This is a genomic window from Methylomonas rosea (assembly GCF_024505055.1).
GTDB classification, from domain to species: Bacteria; Pseudomonadota; Gammaproteobacteria; order Methylococcales; family Methylomonadaceae; genus Methylomonas; species Methylomonas rosea.
In genome coordinates, this window is the sequence record NZ_JANIBL010000044.1 from 18466 (window position 1) to 41404 (window position 22939).

At 53.4% G+C, this 22939-nt stretch carries 17 protein-coding genes; 1 reads left to right on the forward strand and 16 read right to left on the reverse strand.

Annotated elements, in window-relative coordinates; translation table 11 throughout:
- Positions 1 to 10 precede the first annotated feature (10 nt).
- The 10 genes from NP589_RS14245 to NP589_RS14290 all read right to left on the reverse strand — a co-directional run bounded on the left by NP589_RS14245 (position 11) and on the right by NP589_RS14290 (position 13865).
- A complete protein-coding gene (locus NP589_RS14245) occupies positions 11 to 850 on the reverse strand; it encodes a polysaccharide deacetylase family protein (RefSeq protein ID WP_256607582.1) in 840 nt (279 codons plus the stop codon).
- Positions 840 to 2051 carry a glycosyltransferase family protein gene (locus NP589_RS14250; RefSeq protein ID WP_256607583.1) on the reverse strand — a complete coding sequence of 404 codons (1212 nt, stop codon included), beginning with the start codon at positions 2049 to 2051 and terminating at the stop codon, positions 840 to 842. Before NP589_RS14250 ends, NP589_RS14245 begins: the two co-directional genes overlap by 11 nt.
- On the reverse strand, positions 2048 to 3850 hold the full coding sequence (locus NP589_RS14255; RefSeq protein ID WP_256607584.1) for an ABC transporter ATP-binding protein: 1803 nt from the start codon (positions 3848 to 3850) through the stop codon (positions 2048 to 2050). Before NP589_RS14255 ends, NP589_RS14250 begins: the two co-directional genes overlap by 4 nt.
- 20 nt (positions 3851 to 3870) lie before the next feature.
- Positions 3871 to 5154, reverse strand: coding sequence for an aminoglycoside phosphotransferase family protein (locus tag NP589_RS14260; protein ID WP_256607585.1), 1284 nt, complete (start codon positions 5152 to 5154; stop codon positions 3871 to 3873).
- Entirely contained in the window at positions 5151 to 5795 is a 645-nt protein-coding gene (locus NP589_RS14265; RefSeq protein ID WP_256607586.1) for a histidine phosphatase family protein, read from the reverse strand. Before NP589_RS14265 ends, NP589_RS14260 begins: the two co-directional genes overlap by 4 nt.
- Positions 5782 to 7110 carry an aminoglycoside phosphotransferase family protein gene (locus tag NP589_RS14270; protein WP_256607587.1) on the reverse strand — a complete coding sequence of 443 codons (1329 nt, stop codon included), beginning with the start codon at positions 7108 to 7110 and terminating at the stop codon, positions 5782 to 5784. Before NP589_RS14270 ends, NP589_RS14265 begins: the two co-directional genes overlap by 14 nt.
- A complete protein-coding gene (locus NP589_RS14275; RefSeq protein WP_256607588.1) occupies positions 7107 to 9218 on the reverse strand; it encodes an alginate lyase family protein in 2112 nt (703 codons plus the stop codon). The genes NP589_RS14270 and NP589_RS14275 overlap by 4 nt, the downstream gene beginning before the upstream one ends.
- Complete coding sequence (locus NP589_RS14280; RefSeq protein WP_256607589.1) at positions 9215 to 11212, reverse strand: alginate lyase family protein; 1998 nt, start codon at positions 11210 to 11212, stop codon at positions 9215 to 9217. The genes NP589_RS14275 and NP589_RS14280 overlap by 4 nt, the downstream gene beginning before the upstream one ends.
- Positions 11187 to 12542, reverse strand: a complete 1356-nt coding sequence (locus NP589_RS14285) for a glycosyltransferase family 4 protein (protein ID WP_256607590.1) — start codon at positions 12540 to 12542, stop codon at positions 11187 to 11189. Before NP589_RS14285 ends, NP589_RS14280 begins: the two co-directional genes overlap by 26 nt.
- A gap of 66 nt (positions 12543 to 12608) precedes the next feature.
- Positions 12609 to 13865: a glycosyltransferase family protein gene (locus NP589_RS14290; protein WP_256607591.1), complete on the reverse strand. Its 1257-nt coding sequence runs from the start codon at positions 13863 to 13865 to the stop codon at positions 12609 to 12611.
- 521 nt (positions 13866 to 14386) lie between these two features.
- Here NP589_RS14290 and NP589_RS14295 point away from each other — a divergent pair.
- Positions 14387 to 14515: a hypothetical protein gene (locus NP589_RS14295; protein WP_256607592.1), complete on the forward strand. Its 129-nt coding sequence runs from the start codon at positions 14387 to 14389 to the stop codon at positions 14513 to 14515.
- Between the two features lie 260 nt (positions 14516 to 14775).
- Here the strand turns inward: NP589_RS14295 and cysK are convergent, their stop codons facing one another.
- From cysK to NP589_RS14325, 6 genes are all read right to left on the reverse strand, one after another.
- Positions 14776 to 15753: a cysteine synthase A gene (gene cysK, locus NP589_RS14300; protein WP_020482012.1), complete on the reverse strand. Its 978-nt coding sequence runs from the start codon at positions 15751 to 15753 to the stop codon at positions 14776 to 14778.
- Between the two features lie 1031 nt (positions 15754 to 16784).
- Complete coding sequence (locus tag NP589_RS14305; RefSeq protein ID WP_064006916.1) at positions 16785 to 17108, reverse strand: hypothetical protein; 324 nt, start codon at positions 17106 to 17108, stop codon at positions 16785 to 16787.
- Between the two features lie 166 nt (positions 17109 to 17274).
- A complete protein-coding gene (locus NP589_RS14310; protein WP_256607593.1) occupies positions 17275 to 17970 on the reverse strand; it encodes a rhomboid family intramembrane serine protease in 696 nt (231 codons plus the stop codon).
- Between the two features lie 42 nt (positions 17971 to 18012).
- Positions 18013 to 21906: an ATP-dependent RNA helicase HrpA gene (gene hrpA, locus NP589_RS14315; RefSeq protein WP_256607594.1), complete on the reverse strand. Its 3894-nt coding sequence runs from the start codon at positions 21904 to 21906 to the stop codon at positions 18013 to 18015.
- 72 nt (positions 21907 to 21978) lie between these two features.
- Entirely contained in the window at positions 21979 to 22383 is a 405-nt protein-coding gene (locus NP589_RS14320) for a HEPN domain-containing protein (RefSeq protein ID WP_256607595.1), read from the reverse strand.
- Entirely contained in the window at positions 22380 to 22724 is a 345-nt protein-coding gene (locus tag NP589_RS14325; protein WP_256607596.1) for a nucleotidyltransferase family protein, read from the reverse strand. Before NP589_RS14325 ends, NP589_RS14320 begins: the two co-directional genes overlap by 4 nt.
- Between the last annotated feature and the right edge of the window lie 215 nt (positions 22725 to 22939).

The window sequence follows — 22939 nt, forward strand, 5'->3', positions numbered from 1 at the left end:
GAAGGGCAAATCAGTGGTGTGGTAAATTGAGGCATGACCGCATAGCTGTCAGAACAGCCTGGGACTCAAGCGGAAACGAACACACCGGTGCATCAAGCGCTTTTGTGTCGTCCAAAAATTCGCGCATCAAGCGGCAGTGCGCGTTTGGATGTTCGCGGAATAGTTGCAATAAGGCTTGCAGATGCTCAAGGTCGTCTGCGTCCATCACTGCGTGGTGCAGCATAATGCCCAGTGGTTCCTGATGCTCCGGATACATCACATCTGCTATGGCTTGGCCAAGCACAAGCCAGGGTTGAGCGGATTTGACTCTGATCCCGCACCAGTCGATAGCCACCGGAATTTCCCGCAATGTTCCGGTGTTGAGCGGGGCCGCACCGCGGTTGCGCGACAGCGCTTGAAAACCCAGTTTAAGCAAGCTGTCGGCCGTGGCTTGGCTGCAACGGTTCCAGGGCGGCGTGAAAATCCTGTCCAGTGCCGACCCGAACAAGCACTCAAGTTGCTGTTTGCCAGCCAACAAATCCTTAAATTGCCGCTCTTCGCTGCGGCTGACGCCAAATTCGCATTTGCGGCCTTGGTTTTCATGGTTGGTATGGCTGTATCCATGTTGATGTAAACCCAACATAAACGGATTTCGCCGCCAACGGCCCAGCAGCGAGCCAGCAAGCAACTGGCTAAGCATTTCAGGAATCACGGCCAGATCGATGGGTATATTGCAATCTCGAAAGCACTCCAGCAATGCATACAGCCGATCATCATCCCAACCGGCATCGTCGTCACGGAAGAAAATCTCAATTGCTTGTTCTCGGGCATCCAATGCCATACGGACAGGTCTGAGCCAATCAGCAGGCATGGGCATACTCCTCTGGCCGAGATTCTGCGTTCGTGTCCCGTTTGCTTGTCAGTAATTCCTGAATCAACCGCACGGTATGGTCCGCGCCGGCCAGATCCAAGCCAGTGGGATTGGGCGCAAAATCCCTTAATTCCAAAATCTGCTCAGCCAAACGCTGGCCCGTCAGTTCCGCTGGATTCAGGTCTTTCACCAGACCCAATTGCGCTAATTTTTGCGCCCGCTGGCTTTGCTCGTCTTCCTGGCCGCGCACAAACGGCACAACCAAAGCAGGTGTGCGGGATTCGAGAATATCCATCACCGTGTTGTAGCCACATTGGCTGACCGACAGACTGTGCGCCTCTAGCAACGGCTGCATCGCCGGCACCGAGCGCAGCAAGGTGAGACCGTCCATGCCTTTGACTTGCTCAGCTAAATCCTGCCAATCAGCTTCCGGTAAAAACGGGCCGGCGACGATGGTCATGGGTAATTTTTTAAGCGCCCAATTGATGGCATGGGCCTGAACTGCCGCCTGAAACAAGGCCGCACCGACCATGCCGCCACCAGCCGATACCAACACGCCACTGCGACAAGATTTTATTGTTGTCGTTGTGCGACGCGGCCCGACAAAACCGGTGTAAAGCAAAGGGGTTTTCAGCGGATGGCGCGGGCGGAAGCTGTCTTCCAGGCGAGCGAAACGCGGATCGGCGTGTACCAACAGTCCGTCGAAATAGCGATCCGTTATCCAACGGGCGCGTTCGTCATGCCGGCTTTGATCCTTACGGGCATTGACCATAATGTCGCGCAAACTGCACAGCACCAGTGGCATGTCCTGTTTATCGCGGCGCGCGGCTTTTAATAGCGGCAACAACTCGCCAGCCAGTTTCTTGCGGCCGAACGGGAACAGTTCGATCAACACCACTTCCGGCCTGAGCATCGCATAGGTATCCAGTACCAGTTGCCGGCGCCTCGCCAATGATTCTTTGACGCTGTAACGGTCGTCCTGGCTATACAGTTGATGATCTTCGCCCATACCCAGCGGCGGCAGGTTCAGCATATCCAGATCGGCAATGGCGGCCTGATGATCGGGGGCGCGGCCGCCGTTCAGAAAAGTCACCCGAAATTCGCGGCTCAAGGCATTCGCCAAAGTCATCGCCCTGACCCAATGGCCCATACCCAACGAATGTTGGCAATACAAAAGCAATCTCGGTTTGTGTTGGCTCATGCGGCACGCAACCCATGTTGGAGTTTATACAGTTCGTGATAATGCCCGCCCATCTGCATCAAGGCCTCGTGGCTGCCTTGCTCGACAATCACCCCTTGCTTCAACACTAAAATCCGGTCGAAATTGCGGATGGTGTGAAATTGATGGGCTATCACCAGCACCGTTTTGCCGCCATGTAGATTGTCGATGGCATCGCGAATCAGTGCTTGCGACTGGGCATCCACTGCAGAAGTAGGCTCGTCCAGAATCAGAATCGAGGATTTGCGCAACAAAGCCCGCGCCAGACACAGGCGTTGCTTTTGACCGCCGGACAGATTGCCGCCGCTTTCGCCCAAGACCGTGTCGTAGCCGTCCGGCAAGTTGCGGATAAATTCGTCGGCATGCACCAACAGCGCGGCAGCTTGAATATCCTCAATCGTGGCGTCCGGACTGCCGTAGCCGATGTTTTCGCGAATGCTGGTGCCGAACAGAATCGAATCCTGCAACACCACGCCGATTTCCCGGCGTAAGCCGGCGCGTTGGTAGCGTCCGACCTCAATCCCGTCGATCCTCACCCTGCCCTGCTGCGGATCGTAAAGGCGGATCAGCAGGCGGGCGATGGTCGATTTTCCGGCCCCGGAGGCGCCGACCAAGGCCACCCGTTCTCCTGGTTGAATATGAAAGGAAATATCCCGCAGGATAGATTTGCCAGTCGGATAGGCGAAAGATACGTTGCTGAACTCGATTTCGCCGCGCAAACCTTTGGGCAACAACGCATCAGGCGGATCTTGAATATCCGGCTCGGTATCGAGGATTTCGCTGATGCGTTCGATGCTGACGCTGGCCTTGGAAAAGCGCGTCGACAAACGGGTGATTTGCCGAATCGGTTGATACATCTGGGCGATATACGAGCTAAATACCAGCACATCGCCCGGCGTCAGCACCCCGACAAACACCTGCAGACAGCCGAACAGCACCACGATGCCGGTGCCGATGGCGCTGATGATTTCGATCATCCGCGTCGCTCCGGCTTCGATCCGGGCAGTACGGACGCTTTCGGTCATCGACTGGCTGCTTTCGGCATCGAAGCGCTCGCGTTCGTAATCTTCCATGCCGTAGGTTTGCACCAGCGGCACCGCGTTCAACAATTCGCTGACCCGTGATGCCAAGCGCCCTTCGTTATGGCGTTGTTTGCGTGCTGAGCGTTTCACCCGGCGATATATCATCACGATCGCCAAACACAACAGCGGAAAGCTGGCCAGCACGATCAGGCTCAGTTTCACGCTCAGGCTGAACATGATCGCGAACATGCCCAGCACGGTCAGTACGTGGGTGGTAAAAGTCAGTGCCGAGTCGGCGTAAACGTCCTTTAGGGTGTTGGTATCGCTGGTGAGTTTGTTCAATAACTCGCCGGACGGTGTGCTGCTGTGAAACGCCAGCGACAGGCGCTGCAGATGGTCGAACAATTCGCTGCGCAAGGTGTAGACCAGCAAGTAACCGATGCGCGAGGTCAGAAATAGTTGGTAATAGGAAAACACACCCTTGAACAAGGCAATCACCACCATGCTGCCGCAGAGTATCCACAACGCCTGTTCGCTGCCACCGTGTAGCAAGGGTTGCGCCGCGGCTAGATGAGCCGGCAACGGATGATTCAATAGCACATGATCGAAGATCAGCTTCAGCGGCCAAGGCACGATCAGGCTGGTCAGCGTGGAACCCAGAATACAGACAATAGCGGCAAAAATACTGCCTCGCACCCGGCGCAGATGTGCAAACACGATCTGCTTGAAGCGGCTTGTTGGTTGAATTTGGTTGGTCATAAGCGGTTGTCCAGATAAATTCAGCCGGCCAGCGGCCAGGGACGCAAAGCCAGGGCAATAAAATCGGCAATCCGCTGCTCGGCAGCGGATTTTTGCTGGATGAAGGTTCGGTAAGCGCGCGTCAGCAATTGTCCGCGCAGATGCCAGGCAAAACGTTGCGGGTCGGCTTGGCCTTGCTTGGCGGCTGAGTAGGCCGTAAACAGTTGCCGAACGAGTTGATCTATGGTGGCAACGGGATACGGATAGTTGTATAAGTCCGCCGCGAAATTGGCGAGATCTTGTAACGGATCGCCCAGCGCCAGTTCGTCGTAATCGAACAAGGCCAAACGACCATTCGGCAAAACCAGCAATTGATCGATGTGAAAATCGCCGTGGATCAAACCCAGCATGTCAACCTCGGGGCGATTTTGTTGCAATTCGCTAAGCAAAACCGACAGGACCGGCTGGATAGCGGGATAGGCATTACTCAACTTCTCGGCTTTCTTGCACCACTCCAGCAAATGTTGTGGCAAGGTAATGGCGGGTAGAGAAGGTGGCGTTAGCTGGTGAAAAACGGCAAGTGCATTGACCAGGGCCGGAATGTTCTCTGCAAGAGTGGTTGCGAAATCCAGCTCGGTCAGCATTTGGCCCTGTAGACCTTCCAGCCATACGGTGCGATGTTCTAAGTCGTACGCCAAGGCTTTGGGCATGACAAAACCAAGGTTCGACTGAAACTGCTTTTGCAAAATACTCAGTTGGTCGTGAACCGTTTTGCCGCGCTCATCGGCGTAAGTTTTGCCGTAAACCACCCGCTCCGGTTCAGTATTCTCTGCAGCGAATCGGTAACGCGCCGTGCAACGGATTTCCGGCCGGTAATTGACGATCTCGATACTCGACACTGTTTGCTGGCCCAACTCGGGAATCCGCCGACTATCCATCAGCTCCGCCAGCCAGGGCATGGCCGGATCGTCCGGAAAGCGCCAGCCGACCATGCCCAGCTCGGCCAAATGAATCGCTTTTTTACCGCTGGCTTGAGCTTCGGCAAAGGCTTGATGGCTGCGCTGGCCCAAATAGGCTCGGGCGTAGAGTATGCGCTGATCGGCAATGGATGATGGCAATTTCCGACCTTGCAAGTGGTAAACCAGCGATAAAAAAGAGCGCTCGCGGTTTTCGGCAAGACGATAGGTTTTGTAGCGCGGATGTTGAATCTCGCAGCCTGTTACCTGCCAGTCACCGGCCAGGCATTCGGGCAAATACCGTTGCAGGGTTGCAGCCATCCACTCGGCATCGAGTAAGGGGGTAAATTGATCCAGTGGGTTACTCATGTGCGCAGCCCTGGATAATGTCGGCCGTGGTGTTCCCCTCCCAGCCGAATCGTCATCACGTGCGGTTTGCCAAGCCAATCAATGGCGTACAGGTACTTGTTCTTGACGTTGATTTCGACTTCGCCGGCACGGTCGTTCGCCAACAGTCGAGCCAATATCACTTCATTGGTGTTGCGATGGCCGACAAGCAGAATCGCACCGCTGCTATTGGTCAAGATTTGCTCCAGACTACCCAACACCCGGTTCGTGAAAGCGGAATAAGCTTCGGCACCAGTCACCATAAAACCGTGTTTGTCATGCGCTCGCGCGGCCCATAAGCGGCAGGCTTCTGGGTCGCGCTCGTCGACATGTCTACCTTCCAGAATACCCAAACCAATTTCCCGCAAACCGTCCAAACTCAGAATGCTTAATCCATGCATGGCTGCGGTGGGGCCTGCGGTTTGCATGGCCCGGGTCAGGCTGCTGCAATAAATCGCACTCAAGGTTTCCTGTTTCAACACATCAGCCAAGGCCTGGGCTTGCTCCAGGCCTTTGGCTGACAGTTGGGCGTCGGCCTGACCGGAAATGCGTTGCTGAAGATTCAGCTCGCTTTGGCCGTGTCTGGCTAAATAAATGCGTAAGGGGTGATCAAATAAGTACATCGTTGAACCCTGTTGGATGTCTACTGAGCGCCAAGTAGTTTTCGCTGAGCGCCAGATAACTTTGAATATGTGCGATGCGCAAGTCATCCATTTGCCGCAGGCTGCGGCGAGTGACTTCGTGAATCAATGCCGCCGCCACCTGCCAACGCAAGGCGGGCAATGAAAGGGCATGGACGCTATGGGCCATGTAAGAGCGGACCAACTGCTTGACCAGCGGATGCACTTGCTCGACTGAATCGCCTTCCCGCAGGCCGTGCAGATAAAAGTTGCCGATCAGGCTGGCCAAATCGGCCATTGGGTCGCCCAGGCAGACGCAATCCATGTCGATCAAGCCCAGCTTGTCGCCGTCGACTAAAAAGTTATTCAGCTTTAGATCGTGGTGTAGCGTCGCCACGGCTGGCTTTGGAAGATTAAGCTCATCCACCAGCAAAGCCGCAACCGCACTTTCGATGCGTTCTGCTAGTTCCGGACGGGTTTGTTCGGCAAGCCTAACGGTGGCCAGCAGACCTTCGGTGACATCGCTTTGATTGAAACGCTGCGCAGTATCGATTTTGCAGGCATGAAACGCCGCCGCGCACTGGCCGATGCGTTCGGCCAAGGCCTCGGCTGTTTGCAAATCGGCCCAGCACAATGTCCTGCCGGGGACATGCGCTTGCCAGAGCGTGCGGGTTTGTAAATCGTAAGCCAAAGCCTTGGCGCCCCAGGCGAATTGGCTGCTTAGTTGCTGCATCACCGCGAATACGTCGCGGCCGCTATCGTCGGCGTAATTTTTGGCATACAACAAGCGCGTTTCATCTGCTCCGCCCAGCGACACCCGATAGCGGATCATGCAGGAGCGTTCAGCCAGATAATGCAAAACGTCGGATTCGACAGCCAGGACCCGATCATCCCCGGTTAAATCTTGCTCGCCAATCCGGTTTTTGATGGATTCCGCAGCCAACAGGGCCGGCAAATGAATTAGCTTGGGATCATACGGAAACGCCCAAATCAGCATCGCCGGCTCGTGCAAAAACGTTAGAGCACCTGCCGCCAGATCGGGCCGTTTGCTAAGTGCCCATTCAAATTCCCGGCCCTCTGTGCCAGGCGGGCACAGGCGGCCGGTCACATAGCGCGATTGGTGAATTGGGTCAGATTGGGCATTAAGCCGGTAAGCAATCACCAGACTCTTACCGGGTTTATGGCGTTTTTCGCCGATGCAACATTCAACATGACCGGGTGTAATGCCGGGCATGTTCAGTACCCAGCGCAGCAATGGCCCCATCACGGCCGGATTCAGCGCGTCGGCCATTTGCGGAAAATGCGGGTCTAGCGTCATGCCGGCACGCTCCCATCAATAGCGTCGATTTTTAGCTGGCCCTGGGCGTAATTCAGACAAACCGGCTTGCCGATGCTGTCCAGCAGTTTGCGCCCGCCAATTTCCAGCCATTCCGCCGCATAAGCCCGAACGCTGAGGATGCCGCCTTCGGCATCGCGGCGGATGAACACGAGTTGTGCCCGGCAGATTACGTCTGCAAAGTGGTGCTGCGATGGGCCGGGTTGATGGGCGACGAAAAAGCAATCGTGATAAGTTGTGGTTTCTGATTGAATGCGGATACTTAGCGCTAAAGCCTGTGTGGCGGGCACGGATTGCCCAAGACTCGTTACTGACAGAGCCGCCACTCGCAAAGCCGGAGCGTCGCCTTTAAAGGGATACAGAACAGTTTGAAACCAGCCGCTACCCGTGCATTCCTGGCTACAGCTCAATACTGGCGCGGGTTGCTTGACGCCATATTCCCGCGACACCCAGCCGGGTTTTAAACTTGTTTCAATCTCGGCGCGCCTGGCTTGCGCGATCAACAGATTGGGTGCTCGAATGCCTTGCTCTTGTAACTCAGTTTGGCCCTGCGCCTCAGGCCCCAAATGGAAAAATTGTTCGTAACGATGCGCGTCGGCGGCAAGCAACAGATCGCTGATAATCCAATATTCGGCTTCGGCAAAGAAAATGCTGCGCTGATGCTCCACCTCGTATTGCGGACTCAGGGCACGGCCATGCACGAAGTCAAAGCCTTGGTTCGATTCAAAGCTTACTACCGCTGCCCGTGGTTGTGGGCCGACCGGCTCATGGCATTGGTAGGCCATCTGATCCTTACCGTCGACCATGATGGTGTTGTGCGCGGCCGTGCCTTTGAAGGCATGCCGCCAATTGACGCCGTCGCAGTCATGTTCGTGATAGGTGTAACGGCCCGGATCGACGATCAGCGAACGACCATAGGCGGCCACTTCGAAACTCAAGAGGTCGTAATGACCGTGGCTGCCAAAGCCCAGGCCGCCGCAGTCGAAAAACAGGTATCGGTTATCGACATAAGGCCGCTCCGCCCAGTCGCTGCGCAGAATACAGTAACCGCTGTCGGCAAACAGGCGCGAGCGTTGCGTCGGCGGCATGCCCTGTTCGCCTTGGCTAAGCACATAGCTCAAAGCGTTGCTGGGATAGTAGCGTTGGGCTTTGCGCAGCAGCGACAGATAACTGTTGATGTCACCATCGTTGATGGCCGGCAGCCAGCCGTCGGGTTTGTGGGCATGAATCGAAAATTCCAGGGCTTTACGGATGATGGCATCGAACGCCTCGGGCAACGTCAGTTCGTTAAGATCGGCAAGCTCGCGCACCCGCAGGAAGTTTTTCAAGACGGTGTGGTGGTAGTCGGTGGACAGCTCTTTTTGTACGCCGTCGGCCAGAAAATCATCGCGGAGATTGGCCATTAATTCCTGTTGGGCAAAGGCCAATAACTCAGCGGATTGGCTTAACTCCGGAAACACCAAGGCAACCGCGAAAATCGCATACAGCTCGATAGTGCGGTGATTGCCTTGCGGCGTTAAATTGCGGCTGAGAAACACAGCTTGCGACTGAATCGAACCCAACAACGCCAGCAAGAACTCGGCGGTAATCGCCGAGCAGTGCCGACCCGGCACGAAGTAATGGTAAGCCAATAACCATTGCTGCAAGCGGCGGCCAGTCACCTGACTATTCACAAAACCGTCCGGCACTTGCTCAATCCAGGAACCGACCAAGGCCACCCATTTATCGGCATAACGCTCATCGCCGCTACAGTCGTAAGCTAGGGCCAGATCACGAGAGTAATAAAACTTGTGGAGCAAAATCAGCCATTCCAGATCAGGACTGGGGTTATGCAGCCAATCAAACTTGTCGTCCAAGCGATGGGTCTCGTTATTCAGGGTAAATTGGTTATCGAGAATCGGCGCCGCGCTGGCAATATGTTTGGCTTTTCCGGCTGACAGCGGGAAGTAATTGTCCACGTCGCGCTGGCGAAAATGTGATATTAACTCAGCAGGAGTTAGCGCAGCGAATGGTGCTACCAGCAAGGACTGCATGGGAATCACCGTTTCGCTTGGCGCGTCCAACTCCATGATGGGATACGTGGGTTTCATGATTTATCCGAGCTAAGCCAGGCTAAAATCCGCCCCCGACTATCCTGGCGACGGAATAAAAACGCGCTATCGGTTTGCAGATCGGCAAACTCGTAAGTCAAACCGGCCCGGTGCGCCAGGAATAGTTCGTCGTAGAATTCGCCTTGCGCTTGTTGGCTATGAATCCGCAAGGCGCTGGCGATAGTGCTGCCAATCGTTTGACCATTTTGGCTGACCGGCAGTTGTTCCACCGTAAGCTGCGGTGGTGTCGATTGATACGGAAAAAGCACGGTCAAAAAGCAATAGTTAGCGGCATGCGCGGAAAAATTGACGACCGGCGCCGGGTATTTGCAACCATAGCTGGGTGAGACAAAGCCCGGCTCCAGCGTCAATTGGGTGGCCGGCTGCGGCGCTTGCAGGATGATCAGATTCGGTGAATCGACCCGTAATCCGGCCGCATCGACTCGCATCGATGTGCGTTGTTCGGCCAACGCATCCAGATGGAAGCGCAGTTCGTAATCGTGGCTATGCTCGGCGCGCAGTAAATCGCAGATCAGCCAATATTCGCCGGCGACGAACAGAATCTTGCGCTCGTGAATCACCGGATATTCATGACTGGCGGCGATGCCGTGCAGATAGTCAAAACCCGGTCGATGCAGCGCGCATTTAAATTCGCGGACCGGTTCCGGGCCTTGAATCTTGTATTTGCGAATATGCGGCGCATAAAAGGTCTGGTTCTTGCCATCCACCTGCACGGTGTTGTGATAGCCGGTACCGCGAAACAGCACCCGCCAGTTGCTGTCGCCGGATTCGTCGTACGTATAACGGCCCGGATCGACGATCAAAGAGCGCCCATAAGCCGCCACTTCGATATTCAGTAAATCCAGATGACCATGATTGCCGGCACCCAGCGGCGCGCAATCGAAAAACAGATAGCGTTCGTCCTGATAATCATCGCCTTGATCACCCCAGCCGCTGCGCAGGATGCTGTAGCCGCTGGCGGCAAAGGTTTTCGAGCATTCCGTTGGGGCTTGACCTTGTTGACCGGCAGTGGCGACGTAAAGCATCGCCGGATCGTCATATAGCTCATGGCCTTGCTGTAACAAGTTCAGGAAATTGGCGCTGTCGCCATCACTAATCGCCGGGATAAACCCGTCGGGTTTATGCGCATGCAAGCAAAAGTTCAGCGCCTTTTTGATGGCCTCGTCCATGTCGGCCGGCAACTCGATATTGTTCAGCATCGCCAAACGGCGAATGCCCAAGAAATTGCGCAACACGATATGGTGATAATCGGTCGATAACTCGCAATGCACGCCGTCGGGTAGCAAATCGGTTTGCAGATTGCGTTGCAATTCGCCAATCGAAAAACCCAGCCATTCATCAGCTCCGCGCAACTCAGGAAACACGACTGCTGCCAGAAAAATCGCGTACAGCTCCAGGGTGCGGTGATTGCGGGCCGGGGTCAGGTTGTCGCACAGGTAAGCGACTTGCTGTTGCAGCGAGGCCAGAAAGTCCAGATGAAAATCCGCATCAATGGCCGGTTCGGCAGCGTCCGATACAAAATAGCGGTAGGCAAAAATCCAGTTTTGTACCCGGCGGCCGGTAACGTCGCTGGACAGAAAATCCACAGGTACGCTATCGATCCAGCTGCGGGTGAGCGCCTGCCATTTGTCGCAGTAACAGGTGTCGCTGGTTTGCTGGAATCGCTTGCCCAAGCCGACCGCATAGTAAAACTTGTGCAGCAGAATCTGCCATTCAACGTCGGAGCTGGGATTGTTCAGCCAGTCGAACGCATCATCAAGCTGGTGAGGCTCGTGATTGAATTCGAAACGATTCCGCAAAATAGCGTCCAGTTTTTCCGGCGTGTTTTGCTCTTCGTCGATCACCGAAAAATAGCGGATCTGCCTGCGACCATGAAAATACGCCAACAACGCCACCGGCGTCATGTCGCAATACGGCGCAGCCAGGGTCAGCAGGCGCGGATCGGACTTAAGAGTGTTCAGCACAGCAGACATGGGCTTCCACCGTTTGGCCTTCCAGGCAGGCGTCGAACAATTTTTTCAGGGCGACGGTCGTGTGGCGGGAATTGAAATCCCGGCAGACAGTTTGCCGCGCGGCTTGACCCAAACGCAAACGCAAGGCTTGATCGGCTAATAAGCTTTGGATACCGTCGGCCATGGCTTGAGCATTTTTTTCCGGCACCAACAAGCCGTTGATGTGGTCCTGAATCAACTCCGGAATCCCGGAAATGTCGGTCGAGATCACCGGCATTTCCATCGCCATCGCTTCGACCAAGACATTGGGAATGCCATCGCGGTCGCCGTTATCGACCACTAGACAGGGCAAGGCGAACACATCGCCTTGCTGATAAATACCGCGCAGTTCCTCCTGGGTCACCGCGCCGGGCAGGCTAACGATGTCTTGTAAATCAAGATCGGCGATGAGTTGTTTGATGACTTGCGCGTATTTATCCGCACCGCCGACGATGCGGCAATTAAATTTGACGCCGCGGTCGCGCAGAATCGCGCAGGCTTTGACCAGATAATCGAAGCCTTTTTTCTCGACCAAGCGGCCGACCGACAGAATGGTTGGAATATGCTCAATCCGGTGTTGCTCGCGCGGTTCCGGCACAAACAGATCGGTATCCAGGCCATGATAAATCCGGTGCACGGCAATATCGCTGCCTTTGCAGGCGTCCAGATGTTCCTGATTGGCGCCGGTGCAAGTCACGGCGAATTTTGCGCGGCGCATTTTGATTTGTAGCAAATCGCCGGGGTTCAGTTCGCGCAAGTAAATATCCTTGGCATGGGCGGTAAAGCTGAACGGCAGGCCGCTGATCCGGCTGGCGAACATCGCAATCGTCGTCGCGCCATGACAGAAATGCGCGTGTAGGTGCCGAATGGCCGGATTCTGTAACACCGATTCAGCGATATAACCGGCTTGCAGAAACTCCTTGATGAAGACTGTGCGCGGCCACTCCAGCCAGCTATTCCGATATTTAAGGCTCATGCCCAAACATTCCAGCAACGCATGTAGATAGTTGAAGGGCTTCTTCAGGAATAGCCGGCCGTGGCTTTGCGTGAATTTCGGCAGGTTTTCGATCAACCAGGCCAAAAAGCTGTGGCCGGTCAAGTCGCTAGCTTGCGGAAGATAATTCACCGGCGCGTGGATGGCGTCGACGACGGCGTGATGCTTTTGGCCCTCAAGCTGCTTTATCGAAAAAATCGTCAGTTCAAGGCCAAGGGTTTCCAGTAAATGGATTTCGTTAGTGATAAAGGTTTCCGACGTACGCGGAAATCCTTTGAGTATGTAGGCGACTTGCGCCTGGTTGCCGAAGTTCTGCATTTAAAAATCCAAAATTATCCAGTCTGCCTTGCACAGGCCGAAAGGTTTATCTCAATGAAGATGGGTTTATTGGGGTGCCACGCTGCGGTTCGAAGACCTGATGCGCGCTTGCGGTTTTTCCGCGCTGCCATACAGCAAATCGCTGATTGATTGGCTAATACGCGGCAAACCGCCCATGTCGATTTGATACAAGCGGCTGTGATGGACGTTGGTGCGGCCCAACTCTTCGCGAACTGTGTCCATCAGTAATTTGGGCGTCAGATGGTTGGGGTGAATGGCACGGACCAGGCCTTGTAAAGCCAGGCGTTCCGCACGTATCCATTGTTCCTGGGAAGGTTTGACGCGCGGCACCAAAATTGCGCGTTTGCGCAGCGTCAACAATTCGCAGGTAGAGTTGTAACCGCCCATGCTGACCACCAAATCGGCTGCTTCCATACAGGCCATCATGTCGGTGTTAAACTCTTGAATCACCACGTTTCGGCAGCTGCAAGCCAAAACTTCAAGCTGATGGCGGCGGCTTTCCGACATTTCCGGGCCGCAAATCATCAGGGTCATGGTGTTGTCGCCCAGATCCTGGCGACTCAAGCCTTCCAGATAACTGTGCAGCAATTGGTAACCGTCCTCGCCGCCGCCGGCGGTGACCAGCACCAGACGTTCCTTGGTGCAGCCGATTTGCAGACGAATTTCGCCAGCGCGTTTGTCGCTACGTTCGCGGGCTATGTAGCCGCAGAAGTCGACTTTTTCGTGGCTGGCGTCGGGAAATTCGTATTCTTTGCGCATGTCGTAAATCTCCGGCGAGCCGACCACCAATACCTTGTCGTAATGCAGTTGGATGGCGTCGTGATAGCCGTTTTTCTTCCAAACCGGTATCGTGCTTTCCGGGCTATCCAGAATGTCGCGCAGCAATAACACCAGTTTGGCGCGGTGGCCACGGCGTTGCATCAAGTGAAGCGCGGCACCCAATTCGTCGCTGACGCCGTAGGGTTTTTTGTCGACCAAGATCAAATCGGGATCGAAATCCAGCACCGCGCTAAGGATGATGTTGCTGCGCAGTTTGAGGAGTTGCTCGTATTCCATATCCAGGAATTTCACCGAATAGTCCCCTTTGACATCGCGAGACAAACAAGGCAATTTGATGTAATCGATACGGTCAGGGATGCGGAAAGCGTGCAGCATCGGCGAGCCGGAGAGTATCAGTACCGAGACGTTCGGGTCGGCATCCACCAGGGATTTAGAAATTGCCAACATCCGGCGAATGTTACCCAGACCGAAGGTATCGTGAGAATACACAATGATTCTTTTGGATTGGTTGATAAGCGTCATGGCCCGGATTCCTTTTGCTGCGTCGTTCACTATGCGGGCGCAAGCAGTTTCCAGTGTGGATGATCTGGCGCCCGGTTCATTTTTCGTAACCAGACAAAACCGTGGTTACGTGCAGCGTCTATTCCCGGGCAAACAAGCAAGGTTCATTCAAATCGGCATTTTCATCAAACTTTAATGTGGCGATGTTAGCTCGCTTACCCAAAGACTACACTGACGGGGTTCCCAAGCGGCATGTTTTGAACTCACTCGAAAAAGACCGAGATTTACGGAAACCGGGATTTTGAACCGCTTCGGGTGTTTTGCGCCAACTGTTTAGGCGATGGGCGATTCAGCATTCGATCTGTTCTGCTTTGCTGCCAAACAGCGCAGGCGAATTAAGAGGACTTTAAGCAATTTGGAGAACAATCCGCCGCGACTGAAACAATCCAACAAAGGAGGATATATGTTCAGGCTTATAACGGTATTGTTAATCGGCGTGTTATGTTCCGGGACTGCTTTTGCACACGGAGATGACTGGGGACATGGACACCATAGGCGGCATCATCACCATCATGGGCATGGTTACCGGCCATATTTTAGAACGCATAACCCTGCAAGAATGGGCTATTACCCTCCCCCACCGCCGCGCTATTTCGCACGGCCGCCGTTAGACTATTACGGTTACCCGCAGCGGCCGATGCCCAGATATGACTACAGGGATCGCTGGTGATTATTAACCCGGCACTTAAATACCGCCGCTCCTGCAAAGTCGGGAGCTCAGCGGCTATGCTGGATTCGTGTGCGGTCTAATAGCCCCAGCCTTCGCAGGAATGACGAATTTAGCGAATTTAAGGGACGGGTTAATAAGCGTTTGCCACGGTCAGAAACCCTAGCAGCTTTCCCCTAAACATTAGTATCGACGCGCGTTAAATCAGACCGCCACACCCTGCGCATCAAACAAGCCTTCGAATAAGGCCGAACTCAAATAGCGTTCGCCGGAGTCCGGAAGCACAACCACTATGGTCTTACCGACATTTTCCGGCCGTTTTGCCACCCGCACCGCGACCGCGACCGCCGCACCACAGGAAATTCCGGATAACAAGCCTTCTTCCCGCGCCAAACGCCGCGCGTACTCAATCGCTTCGTCATTACTAACTTGCTCGATGGCATCAATCATGGACAAATCCAATACGTCGGGCACAAAACCGGCACCTATGCCCTGAATTTTATGCGGTCCGGGTTGTATATCTTGGCCGCTACGATACTGACTTAACACCGGACTGGCTTCCGGCTCGACCGCGATGGAAACGATGGGTTTGCACTGCGTGAGTTTGATATAGCGAGACACGCCGGTAATGGTGCCGCCGGTACCGACGCCGGAAACGAAAATATCGACCGCACCGTCGCTATCGTGCCAAATTTCCGGACCGGTGGTCTGTTCGTGAATTTGCGGGTTGGCGGGGTTTTTAAACTGCTGCAACAGTACGTAGCGCTCCGGATCGGAAGCGACGATCTCTTCCGCCTTGGCAATAGCGCCTTTCATGCCTTTCGCCCCCTCGGTCAGTACCAGTTTGGCTCCATAGGCCACCAGCAATTTGCGGCGCTCGATACTCATGGTATCGGGCATGGTTAAAGTCAGCGGGATACCTCGCGCTGCTGCGACAAACGCCAGTGCGATGCCGGTATTGCCGCTGGTTGGCTCGATCAATTCCTTGCCGGGCCCAAGTAGACCGCGCTGCTGCGCGTCGTTAATCATCGCCGCACCGATCCGGCATTTCACCGAATATCCAGGGTTACGCCCTTCGACTTTGGCCAATAATGTAACTTGAGCGCCGTCAGTGATGCGGTTAAGCCTGACCAGCGGTGTTTTGCCGATAGACTGCGAATTGTCGGGATACCAATATGCCATAACGTTTTCCTTCAAAATGGATAGTCCAAAAAAAGCCAGTGCGCATTGACCTGCACTGGCTGCTTGTGGGGTTGAAATCAGTGCCCCCTGCTAAGTCAGAAAATATGCGTCAACACAGCATCTAACCGGCAGTAGTACTACGCTTCCAAGATTGCGCCAGTTTGAACATTTTTGCAACATGCAGCTTGACCAACCGCGCAACCCAGAGATAGCTAGGCATAACTCAAGACACTAAACGACAAGACGCTGGCAAGCACTGCTAGCCAAAGCGGAGCATTACCGGAAATTTATGATTGGAGATCTTAGGTTTTTGAACCTGAAAGCGCACACCGGTCGGCATGCGCGGAAACGGAGAACTTTACTTTTTGGATGTTCTGATAATTGACGTCAGATGACGACCGCATTGTGCGCAAATAAAGTTTCCAGTGGGTACGCCGGAGACATATTCTTTGGCCAAGGACGGGTGGTCACAATGCTCGTCATTTCTACTTTTAGTCGATGTGTCTACTTTCTTTGCGTCCATAATCTTCCCCTTGCTTTACACATACTTACATGATTATTTAACAAATTTGTTTACGTTAAAAGATAAGCAAAAAACATACACAGAGAACACAAGCTTATGTACTTAAAAGACTTTTAATTGCCACAAACTAGACCAAGCGAAAGCCGAACAGTAATGTGTAAATTTTCTCGACTTAGAGATTTATGCTAACCATCCGATTTATCGATACAACAGCTACTTACCATTCTAATTTGACGAATTTGAGCGGCTAATATATTGAAATCGAAAAAATCAACTGAACCAGTTTGTTTGCTTGCAGAACAGGCCGCTGTAAAAAATTTCGACAGCTGATAAAAGCCTGGTGTCTAGCCGGCTACAAGAGAATTTACCGGAGCGAATGCCATTTTTCAAGCCGCCTGACCGCGCCCCCATTTGGGAGAATATTCGGAAAAATAATTGACCTTGAACCAAACCAACAGGCACAAAAAAGGGGCTAACAAGCCCCTTTTTTACGATTGTGTTGAGCGGTCTATTTAACAGCTTCAGCAATTTTGTTAAACGCTTCAACCCGCTGTTTGCCGGTGTTGGCTAAATCGATGCCGTTCTCGACAATCATTTGAATCAAACCTGGCGTGCTGTAGACGATTTTACCCATGTAAGCAACCACAGGCACTGCGACAATTGCGCCAAACAGCGTGCCGATGCCGATCATGTGCAGCATTTTAGTAATCAGTACCACGATATCCAGCGGTAACAGAATCAAAGTACCGAAGTATAAAAGTACGATGAATGTAAACAGCGCGAACACTACAAACTGCAGCAGTCTTACCAATGCGACATTAAGGTTTTTCATGTTTATTTGTCTCGAATGAATGAAGAATCTTTTGCAAGCACAGACAACGGCCTTGATTTTCGTTGCCTTTTCAGCCGTTAGCCAACTGCCGGCATTATAAAATAAAAGCCCCACTGTTTCTTGCTTTTTTGCCTGTTAAATGCGGCTTGAGCAGGTCAGCATCAGGCTAGAATTGATATTCTTCTTGTTTCTTCTCGATAAAAAACGGATGCAACAGCGCCCCGGCGACGAAACCACCCAAATGCGCCCACCATGCCGAATCTACTGCAACATTGTCTAAAAAAGTCGCGGTAAATATGTCACCGACCTGGATGATCACCCAGAACCCGAGAAACGCTATCGCCGGCACATGGAAAAATAGCGGGTAAAACAGTATCGGCACCAAAATAACCACCGTCGCTTGCGGGAAGCGGAAGAAATACGCGCCCAAAACCCCGGCAATCGCGCCCGATGCACCCACCACCGGCACCGCCATCTTTGGGTAGAAATACCACTGTGCATAGGTTGCCAACAGTCCGCATAAAACATAAAACACCACAAAGCGTTTATGTCCCATCAAATCTTCGATGTTGTCAGCAAATATCCATAAAAACACCATATTCATCAGCAAATGACCGAAGCCGCCATGCAGGAACAAACTGGTGAAAAACGACAGATAATGATCCGGCGGCAAGCCAAAGCTATAAGCCCAGTCGGGATTGGAATACCGAATCGGCACCATGCCGTACATGTAGACAAAGTGCTGGCCCATTTCGTCCGGCATAAACAGCATCGCCACATACACCAAAATACAGATAGCCATTACGCCCCAGGTCACATAAGGCTTGGTATTACACGGTATCGAATCTCGAATGGGTATCATCTTAAGCTTCCTAAAGTGGTGGGCACATGAATCAGAGGCTAATTAAAACTTTTCGTTCCAAGTCTTCTCCAGCCGTTGCACCGAAACCGGAAATGCAGTTTTCAGTTGCTGGGCAAACAATGAAACTCGCAATTCTTCCAAACTCCAGCGGAAGGTATCGCGCTCGGGCGTTGGTACCACAGTCTTCATTTGCTTTTCGACATGCTGCCAAAAGCGTTGAGACAGTCTGTGTAAGCCTTGGATATCCGCAGAATCAGGCTTTTGTTTATCCAAACGACACTCTATTGCCTTTAAGTAGCGCGGAATCGCTTGTACCTGCGCCAACGGCGTGTACCGCAAAAAACCGCTAAATAACAGCAGGCTTAATTGTTTTTCCAGATCCTCTCGCAAGCTCGCGCTGACGGCAGGCTGTTTTAATCGCTGTCTGACCGACTGGTAGTTTGCCATGATTTCCGTTACATGCTTGCCCACCTGATTCCCGACCGTGACCAACATCGATTTTTTCGCCGCCAACGCCGCGTCGAACTGCTGCTGGCTGCGGATTGTGTCATCCACCACGAACACCCTACTAAACACCAAGAATAGTAGATCCTCCTTAAAGTCGCCGCCGGGCCGCTCTTTTAACAACGGATGCTTGGGCAATTGGTTGTAGGCCAATTGCAAAGTAGCCTGGACCCCGCTGTTTTTTAACAAATACTGTGCGTCCTTCCGGCACTGCAATTGAAACAACTTGGTCAAACCGTCGAAATGCGCCAGCTCTGCCTTGTGCTGAGTATCGAGTATTTTCACCCCCACCGTTTCACCTTCATCGACAATCGCCGGAAAACCGATAAAGGTCTGACCTTTTTGCATGAACTGCCAAGTCTCCGGCAAGTCATCAAACGCCCAGGCGATACAACCGGTGTGATTCATCTCCTCTTGCGCCAATTTGTCGAAACTATCGCCGGCGGTGGTGGCATGCTCGGCTTGCAGCTTGATCAGATTGCGGCCATAACCCAAGGCTCGGCCACGATCATCGACAATCCGGAAATTCATTTTTAAATGATCCTGCAACGTATCCGGTTGCCATTCGTTAAGCGGTATCGATTCGCCGGTCAGCTTGCGCAAACGGCCACTCAACCACTCGAACAGAGAGCCCTTAAAATCCGGCTCGATTTCCAGACAAGCCTTGGCGGTGTTCGGCACCGGCACGAAATGCTTGCGCAGATGTTTGGGCAGCGACTTGATCAAAGCCGTGACTTTTTCTTCCAACATGCCCGGCACCAGCCAATCGAACGGCGCTTGACGGATTTGATTGAGTTGATGCACCGGCACGATGGCTGTCACGCCGTCTTCGTCGTGGCCGGGCTCGAAGCGATAGTGCAATTCAATCGTCAAATCACCGATTTTTTTGCTGTCCGGAAAATCCCAATCGTTAATCTGATTGTCGTCGCTGCGGGTCAGATCGGCCTTGGTTAAAAACAGGATTTTCGGATTATCGCGCTCAACTTTCTTGCGCCATTGATCTAGGGTAATGCCGCTCACCACCTCAGCCGGCAGTTTTTTATCGTAAAACTGATATAGCCATTCCTCGTCTTCCACCAAGTCGACGCGGCGGCCTTTGTGCTGAATGTAGCCCACCTCTTCCAGCAAGGCCTCGTTGGCCTTAAAGAACGGCGCGTTGCTGTGATAATCGTGATTTACCAAGGCATGGCGGATAAACATTTCGCGCGCGGCTTTAGGATCGACGTTTTCGTAAGGCACTTTGCGCTTGGCTTGCAAGGTCAAACCATACAACAAGGTGCGCTCGTAAACGCCGCTGCGACCGGCATTTTTCTCCCAATGCGGGTCGTAGTAATTACGTTTGACCAAGTGCTGCGCGGCGGCTTCTATCCATTCCGGCTCGATTCTGGCCACAGTGCGCGCATAGACTTTACTGGTTTCCACTTGCTCGGCGGCCATGATCCATTTGGGCTTTAATTTGTGCTGACCGGAACCCGGAAATATGAAAAATTTCAAACCACGCGCGCCAAGATATTCGTATTGCTCGTGTCTAAAACCGATATTCGATAACAAACCCGGCAACAACGCCATATGAATCTGTTCGTAATTGGCTGGATTGCCGCTGGTCTTCAAGCCCAAATCGCCGCGCGCCACCTGCATAATCTGGGTGTGGATGTCATGCCACTCACGCATGCGGATATAGGACAAGAAATTGTCCTGGCAATACTTGCGCAGCTTGCTGTTGGTCAGATGCTTCTTCTGTTCTTCAAAGGCATTCCATAGATTCAGCAAACTCAAAAAGTCGGAATCCTCGGCCTTGAACTGCGCATGCTTCGATTCCGCCTGCGGCATTTTATCGGCTGGCTTATCTCGCGGGTCCTGAATGCTTAATGCCGACACAATAATCGCCACCTCATGCAGCGAGCCCAGCTCAGCCGCCGCCAACAACATCCGCGCCAGCTTGGGATCAGTGGGGATCTTCGCCAACTGCCGCCCGGTGTCGGTCAAGTTACCCTGCTTGTCCAGCGCATCCACCTCAAACAGCGCATTCTTGCCGTCGCGGATCATCTTGTCGTCGGGCGGCTCGACGAACGGAAAATCTTCGATGTCGCCCAGCTTCAAAGCCGCCATCTGCAAGATCACCGACGACAGGTTGGTTCGCAAGATTTCCGGTTCTGTAAATTCCGGGCGGGCTAGATAATCCTCTTTCGAATATAACCTGATGCAAATACCCTCGGCCACCCGGCCGCAGCGCCCTGCCCTTTGGTTGGCGCTGGCTTGGGAGATACGCTCGATAGGCAAGCGCTGAATCTTACTTTTATGACTATAACGGCTGATGCGGGCATGACCGGAATCGATCACGCAACGGATGCCCGGCACCGTCAAGGAGGTTTCAGCGACGTTGGTGGCCAGCACGATGCGCGGCTTGTTGCCAGATGGCTTGAACACCCGCTCCTGCTCGGCAACACTTAGCTTGGAATACAGCGGCAACACCTCGTAGCGGGCATTATTGTGCGATTTGCGCAAGGATTCGGTGGTCTCGCGAATCTCGTGCTCGCCACTCAAGAAAATCAAAATGTCGCCGCGCATATCCCGATACAACTCGTCCACCGCATCCAGAATCGCTTGCTGCAAATCAGCGGAGGTTTCGTCGTCCTCCTCGATAAGTTCGATGGGCCGGTAACGCACATCCACCGGATAAGTGCGACCCGAGACGTTAACTATCGGCGCGTCGTTAAAATGTTTGGCGAAGCGTTCCGGGTCGATGGTGGCGGAGGTAATCACCACTTTTAAATCGGGACGCTTGGGCAACAACCAGCGCAGGTAGCCCATCAGAAAATCGATATTCAGGCTGCGCTCGTGCGCCTCGTCGATGATGATGGTGTCGTATTGATTTAGATAAGGATCGTTCTGCGACTCGGCCAGCAGGATGCCGTCGGTCATTAGTTTGACCAGCGAATTGGGATGAGTTTGATCGTGAAAGCGCACCTTGTAGCCCACCGCTTGGCCGATGGGCTGGCCCAGCTCTTCGGCAATGCGGTCGGCAACGGTGCGGGCCGCGATCCTTCGCGGCTGGGTGTGACCGATCAAACCGGTTAAGCCTCGACCAATTTCCAGACAAATCTTCGGCAACTGCGTAGTCTTGCCGGAACCGGTCTCGCCACAAACGATGGTCACCTGGTTATTTTTTATAAGCTCGGCAATCTCGTCCTTCTTGCCGCTGACCGGCAAATCCGGGTAATTAATTACCGGCACCGATGCCCGGCGCTGATTACAACGCCCCACCGAACGTTCGATCTTATCCGCCACTTGCTGCAAAGTCCCGGCTACATCCTTGCCTTTACTCGCCTCACTGCGCAGTCTGTCCAGTTGCCGCTTCAAGCCGTGGCGGTCCGTACCCATGCAGTTTTGGAGATTTTTAGCGAGTTGTTTCAGAGTGTCTTGGACGGACATGGGGATGGCGAATCTGGTAAAAGCCCGGCATTATAAGGGCAGACGGGGCGGTTTACATTTGACTTGCGAGAATTAACCTGACTCGTGACGATCAAGTTTTGCAACATACTCTTGCATACCGCGTACAAAACATTCAGCTTGCGCGACGGCGTCCGCAGCTTGTTTGAGATCAATCGCATCGCCGGTGTAATCCGCCAACAAACGAATTTCTTGGACACGATTCAGTGACCGCCCAAGTTCTACCGCTATCAAGCCCGGCTTAACCAAATGCAAACTGAATAGCGTGATCAGGCCGTTATACGTGCGACAAGCCTCGTCAGGAATCATCCGGCCACTAATAGACAAAGCCGCTTGCGCGGATTCGAACATCGCATAATACGCCCGGTTGCAAGCACCCTCGCTGTCGCCGTCGGCCAGCAGCAAGCGCGCAGATGCCAAGGCTCGCTCAGCTTTTTGCAACCATTCGCAGGCATTCATAACGGTACACCGTCGCGTTTCACATTTTCCAACAAGCGCGGATGCGTGGAGCTTTCTGGACAATCCCATTCGGATTGCCAAATCGGCAAGGGCTGGATCAATACCCCGGTTTCCAGCAGCACATCGTAAGCAATGTCCGCCAAAGCCAGTTTGGTTTCCAGGAATGGACCAGGAGCACCGGACAACAACACCGCCACATCGGTGTCGCTTTGCGCCCGATGATCGCCACGCGCCCGACTGCCGAACAACAGAGCTCCGACTAAACGGAAGCGGCCAGCCGTACGATCAGAGAATAGCCGAGCAGCCGCAAGGGTGTTAGGGTCGATTGGACGTAGTGGCATAGGTAAAGATAATGCTCTAGAAAACCAAACCGTATCTTACTATTAGCCGACGCCTAGCGAATCGGAATTTTTGCCTAATGTTGGCTATACAGAGCCGGCCCCCAAAAATTGAACAACCGGTTAAGTGAAAAACCCTGCTACTTTTGAACGTCCGTAAGGACCAAGCAATGGAGCAGAAGATGTCTAAAAAACCGAGAAGAAAACATTCCCCGGCC

What these genes read in the sequence shown, in the direction of transcription:
- NP589_RS14245 (WP_256607582.1), bottom strand. Translation starts at nt 850, where the DNA reads ATGCCTGCTGATTGGCTCAGACCTGTCCGTATGGCATTGGATGCCCGA.
- NP589_RS14250 (WP_256607583.1), bottom strand. Translation starts at nt 2,051, where the DNA reads ATGAGCCAACACAAACCGAGATTGCTTTTGTATTGCCAACATTCGTTG.
- NP589_RS14255 (WP_256607584.1), bottom strand. Translation starts at nt 3,850, where the DNA reads ATGACCAACCAAATTCAACCAACAAGCCGCTTCAAGCAGATCGTGTTT.
- NP589_RS14260 (WP_256607585.1), bottom strand. Translation starts at nt 5,154, where the DNA reads ATGAGTAACCCACTGGATCAATTTACCCCCTTACTCGATGCCGAGTGG.
- NP589_RS14265 (WP_256607586.1), bottom strand. Translation starts at nt 5,795, where the DNA reads ATGTACTTATTTGATCACCCCTTACGCATTTATTTAGCCAGACACGGC.
- NP589_RS14270 (WP_256607587.1), bottom strand. Translation starts at nt 7,110, where the DNA reads ATGACGCTAGACCCGCATTTTCCGCAAATGGCCGACGCGCTGAATCCG.
- NP589_RS14275 (WP_256607588.1), bottom strand. Translation starts at nt 9,218, where the DNA reads ATGAAACCCACGTATCCCATCATGGAGTTGGACGCGCCAAGCGAAACG.
- NP589_RS14280 (WP_256607589.1), bottom strand. Translation starts at nt 11,212, where the DNA reads ATGTCTGCTGTGCTGAACACTCTTAAGTCCGATCCGCGCCTGCTGACC.
- NP589_RS14285 (WP_256607590.1), bottom strand. Translation starts at nt 12,542, where the DNA reads ATGCAGAACTTCGGCAACCAGGCGCAAGTCGCCTACATACTCAAAGGA.
- NP589_RS14290 (WP_256607591.1), bottom strand. Translation starts at nt 13,865, where the DNA reads ATGACGCTTATCAACCAATCCAAAAGAATCATTGTGTATTCTCACGAT.
- NP589_RS14295 (WP_256607592.1), top strand. Translation starts at nt 14,387, where the DNA reads ATGGACACCATAGGCGGCATCATCACCATCATGGGCATGGTTACCGGC.
- cysK (WP_020482012.1), bottom strand. Translation starts at nt 15,753, where the DNA reads ATGGCATATTGGTATCCCGACAATTCGCAGTCTATCGGCAAAACACCG.
- NP589_RS14305 (WP_064006916.1), bottom strand. Translation starts at nt 17,108, where the DNA reads ATGAAAAACCTTAATGTCGCATTGGTAAGACTGCTGCAGTTTGTAGTG.
- NP589_RS14310 (WP_256607593.1), bottom strand. Translation starts at nt 17,970, where the DNA reads ATGATACCCATTCGAGATTCGATACCGTGTAATACCAAGCCTTATGTG.
- hrpA (WP_256607594.1), bottom strand. Translation starts at nt 21,906, where the DNA reads ATGTCCGTCCAAGACACTCTGAAACAACTCGCTAAAAATCTCCAAAAC.
- NP589_RS14320 (WP_256607595.1), bottom strand. Translation starts at nt 22,383, where the DNA reads ATGAATGCCTGCGAATGGTTGCAAAAAGCTGAGCGAGCCTTGGCATCT.
- NP589_RS14325 (WP_256607596.1), bottom strand. Translation starts at nt 22,724, where the DNA reads ATGCCACTACGTCCAATCGACCCTAACACCCTTGCGGCTGCTCGGCTA.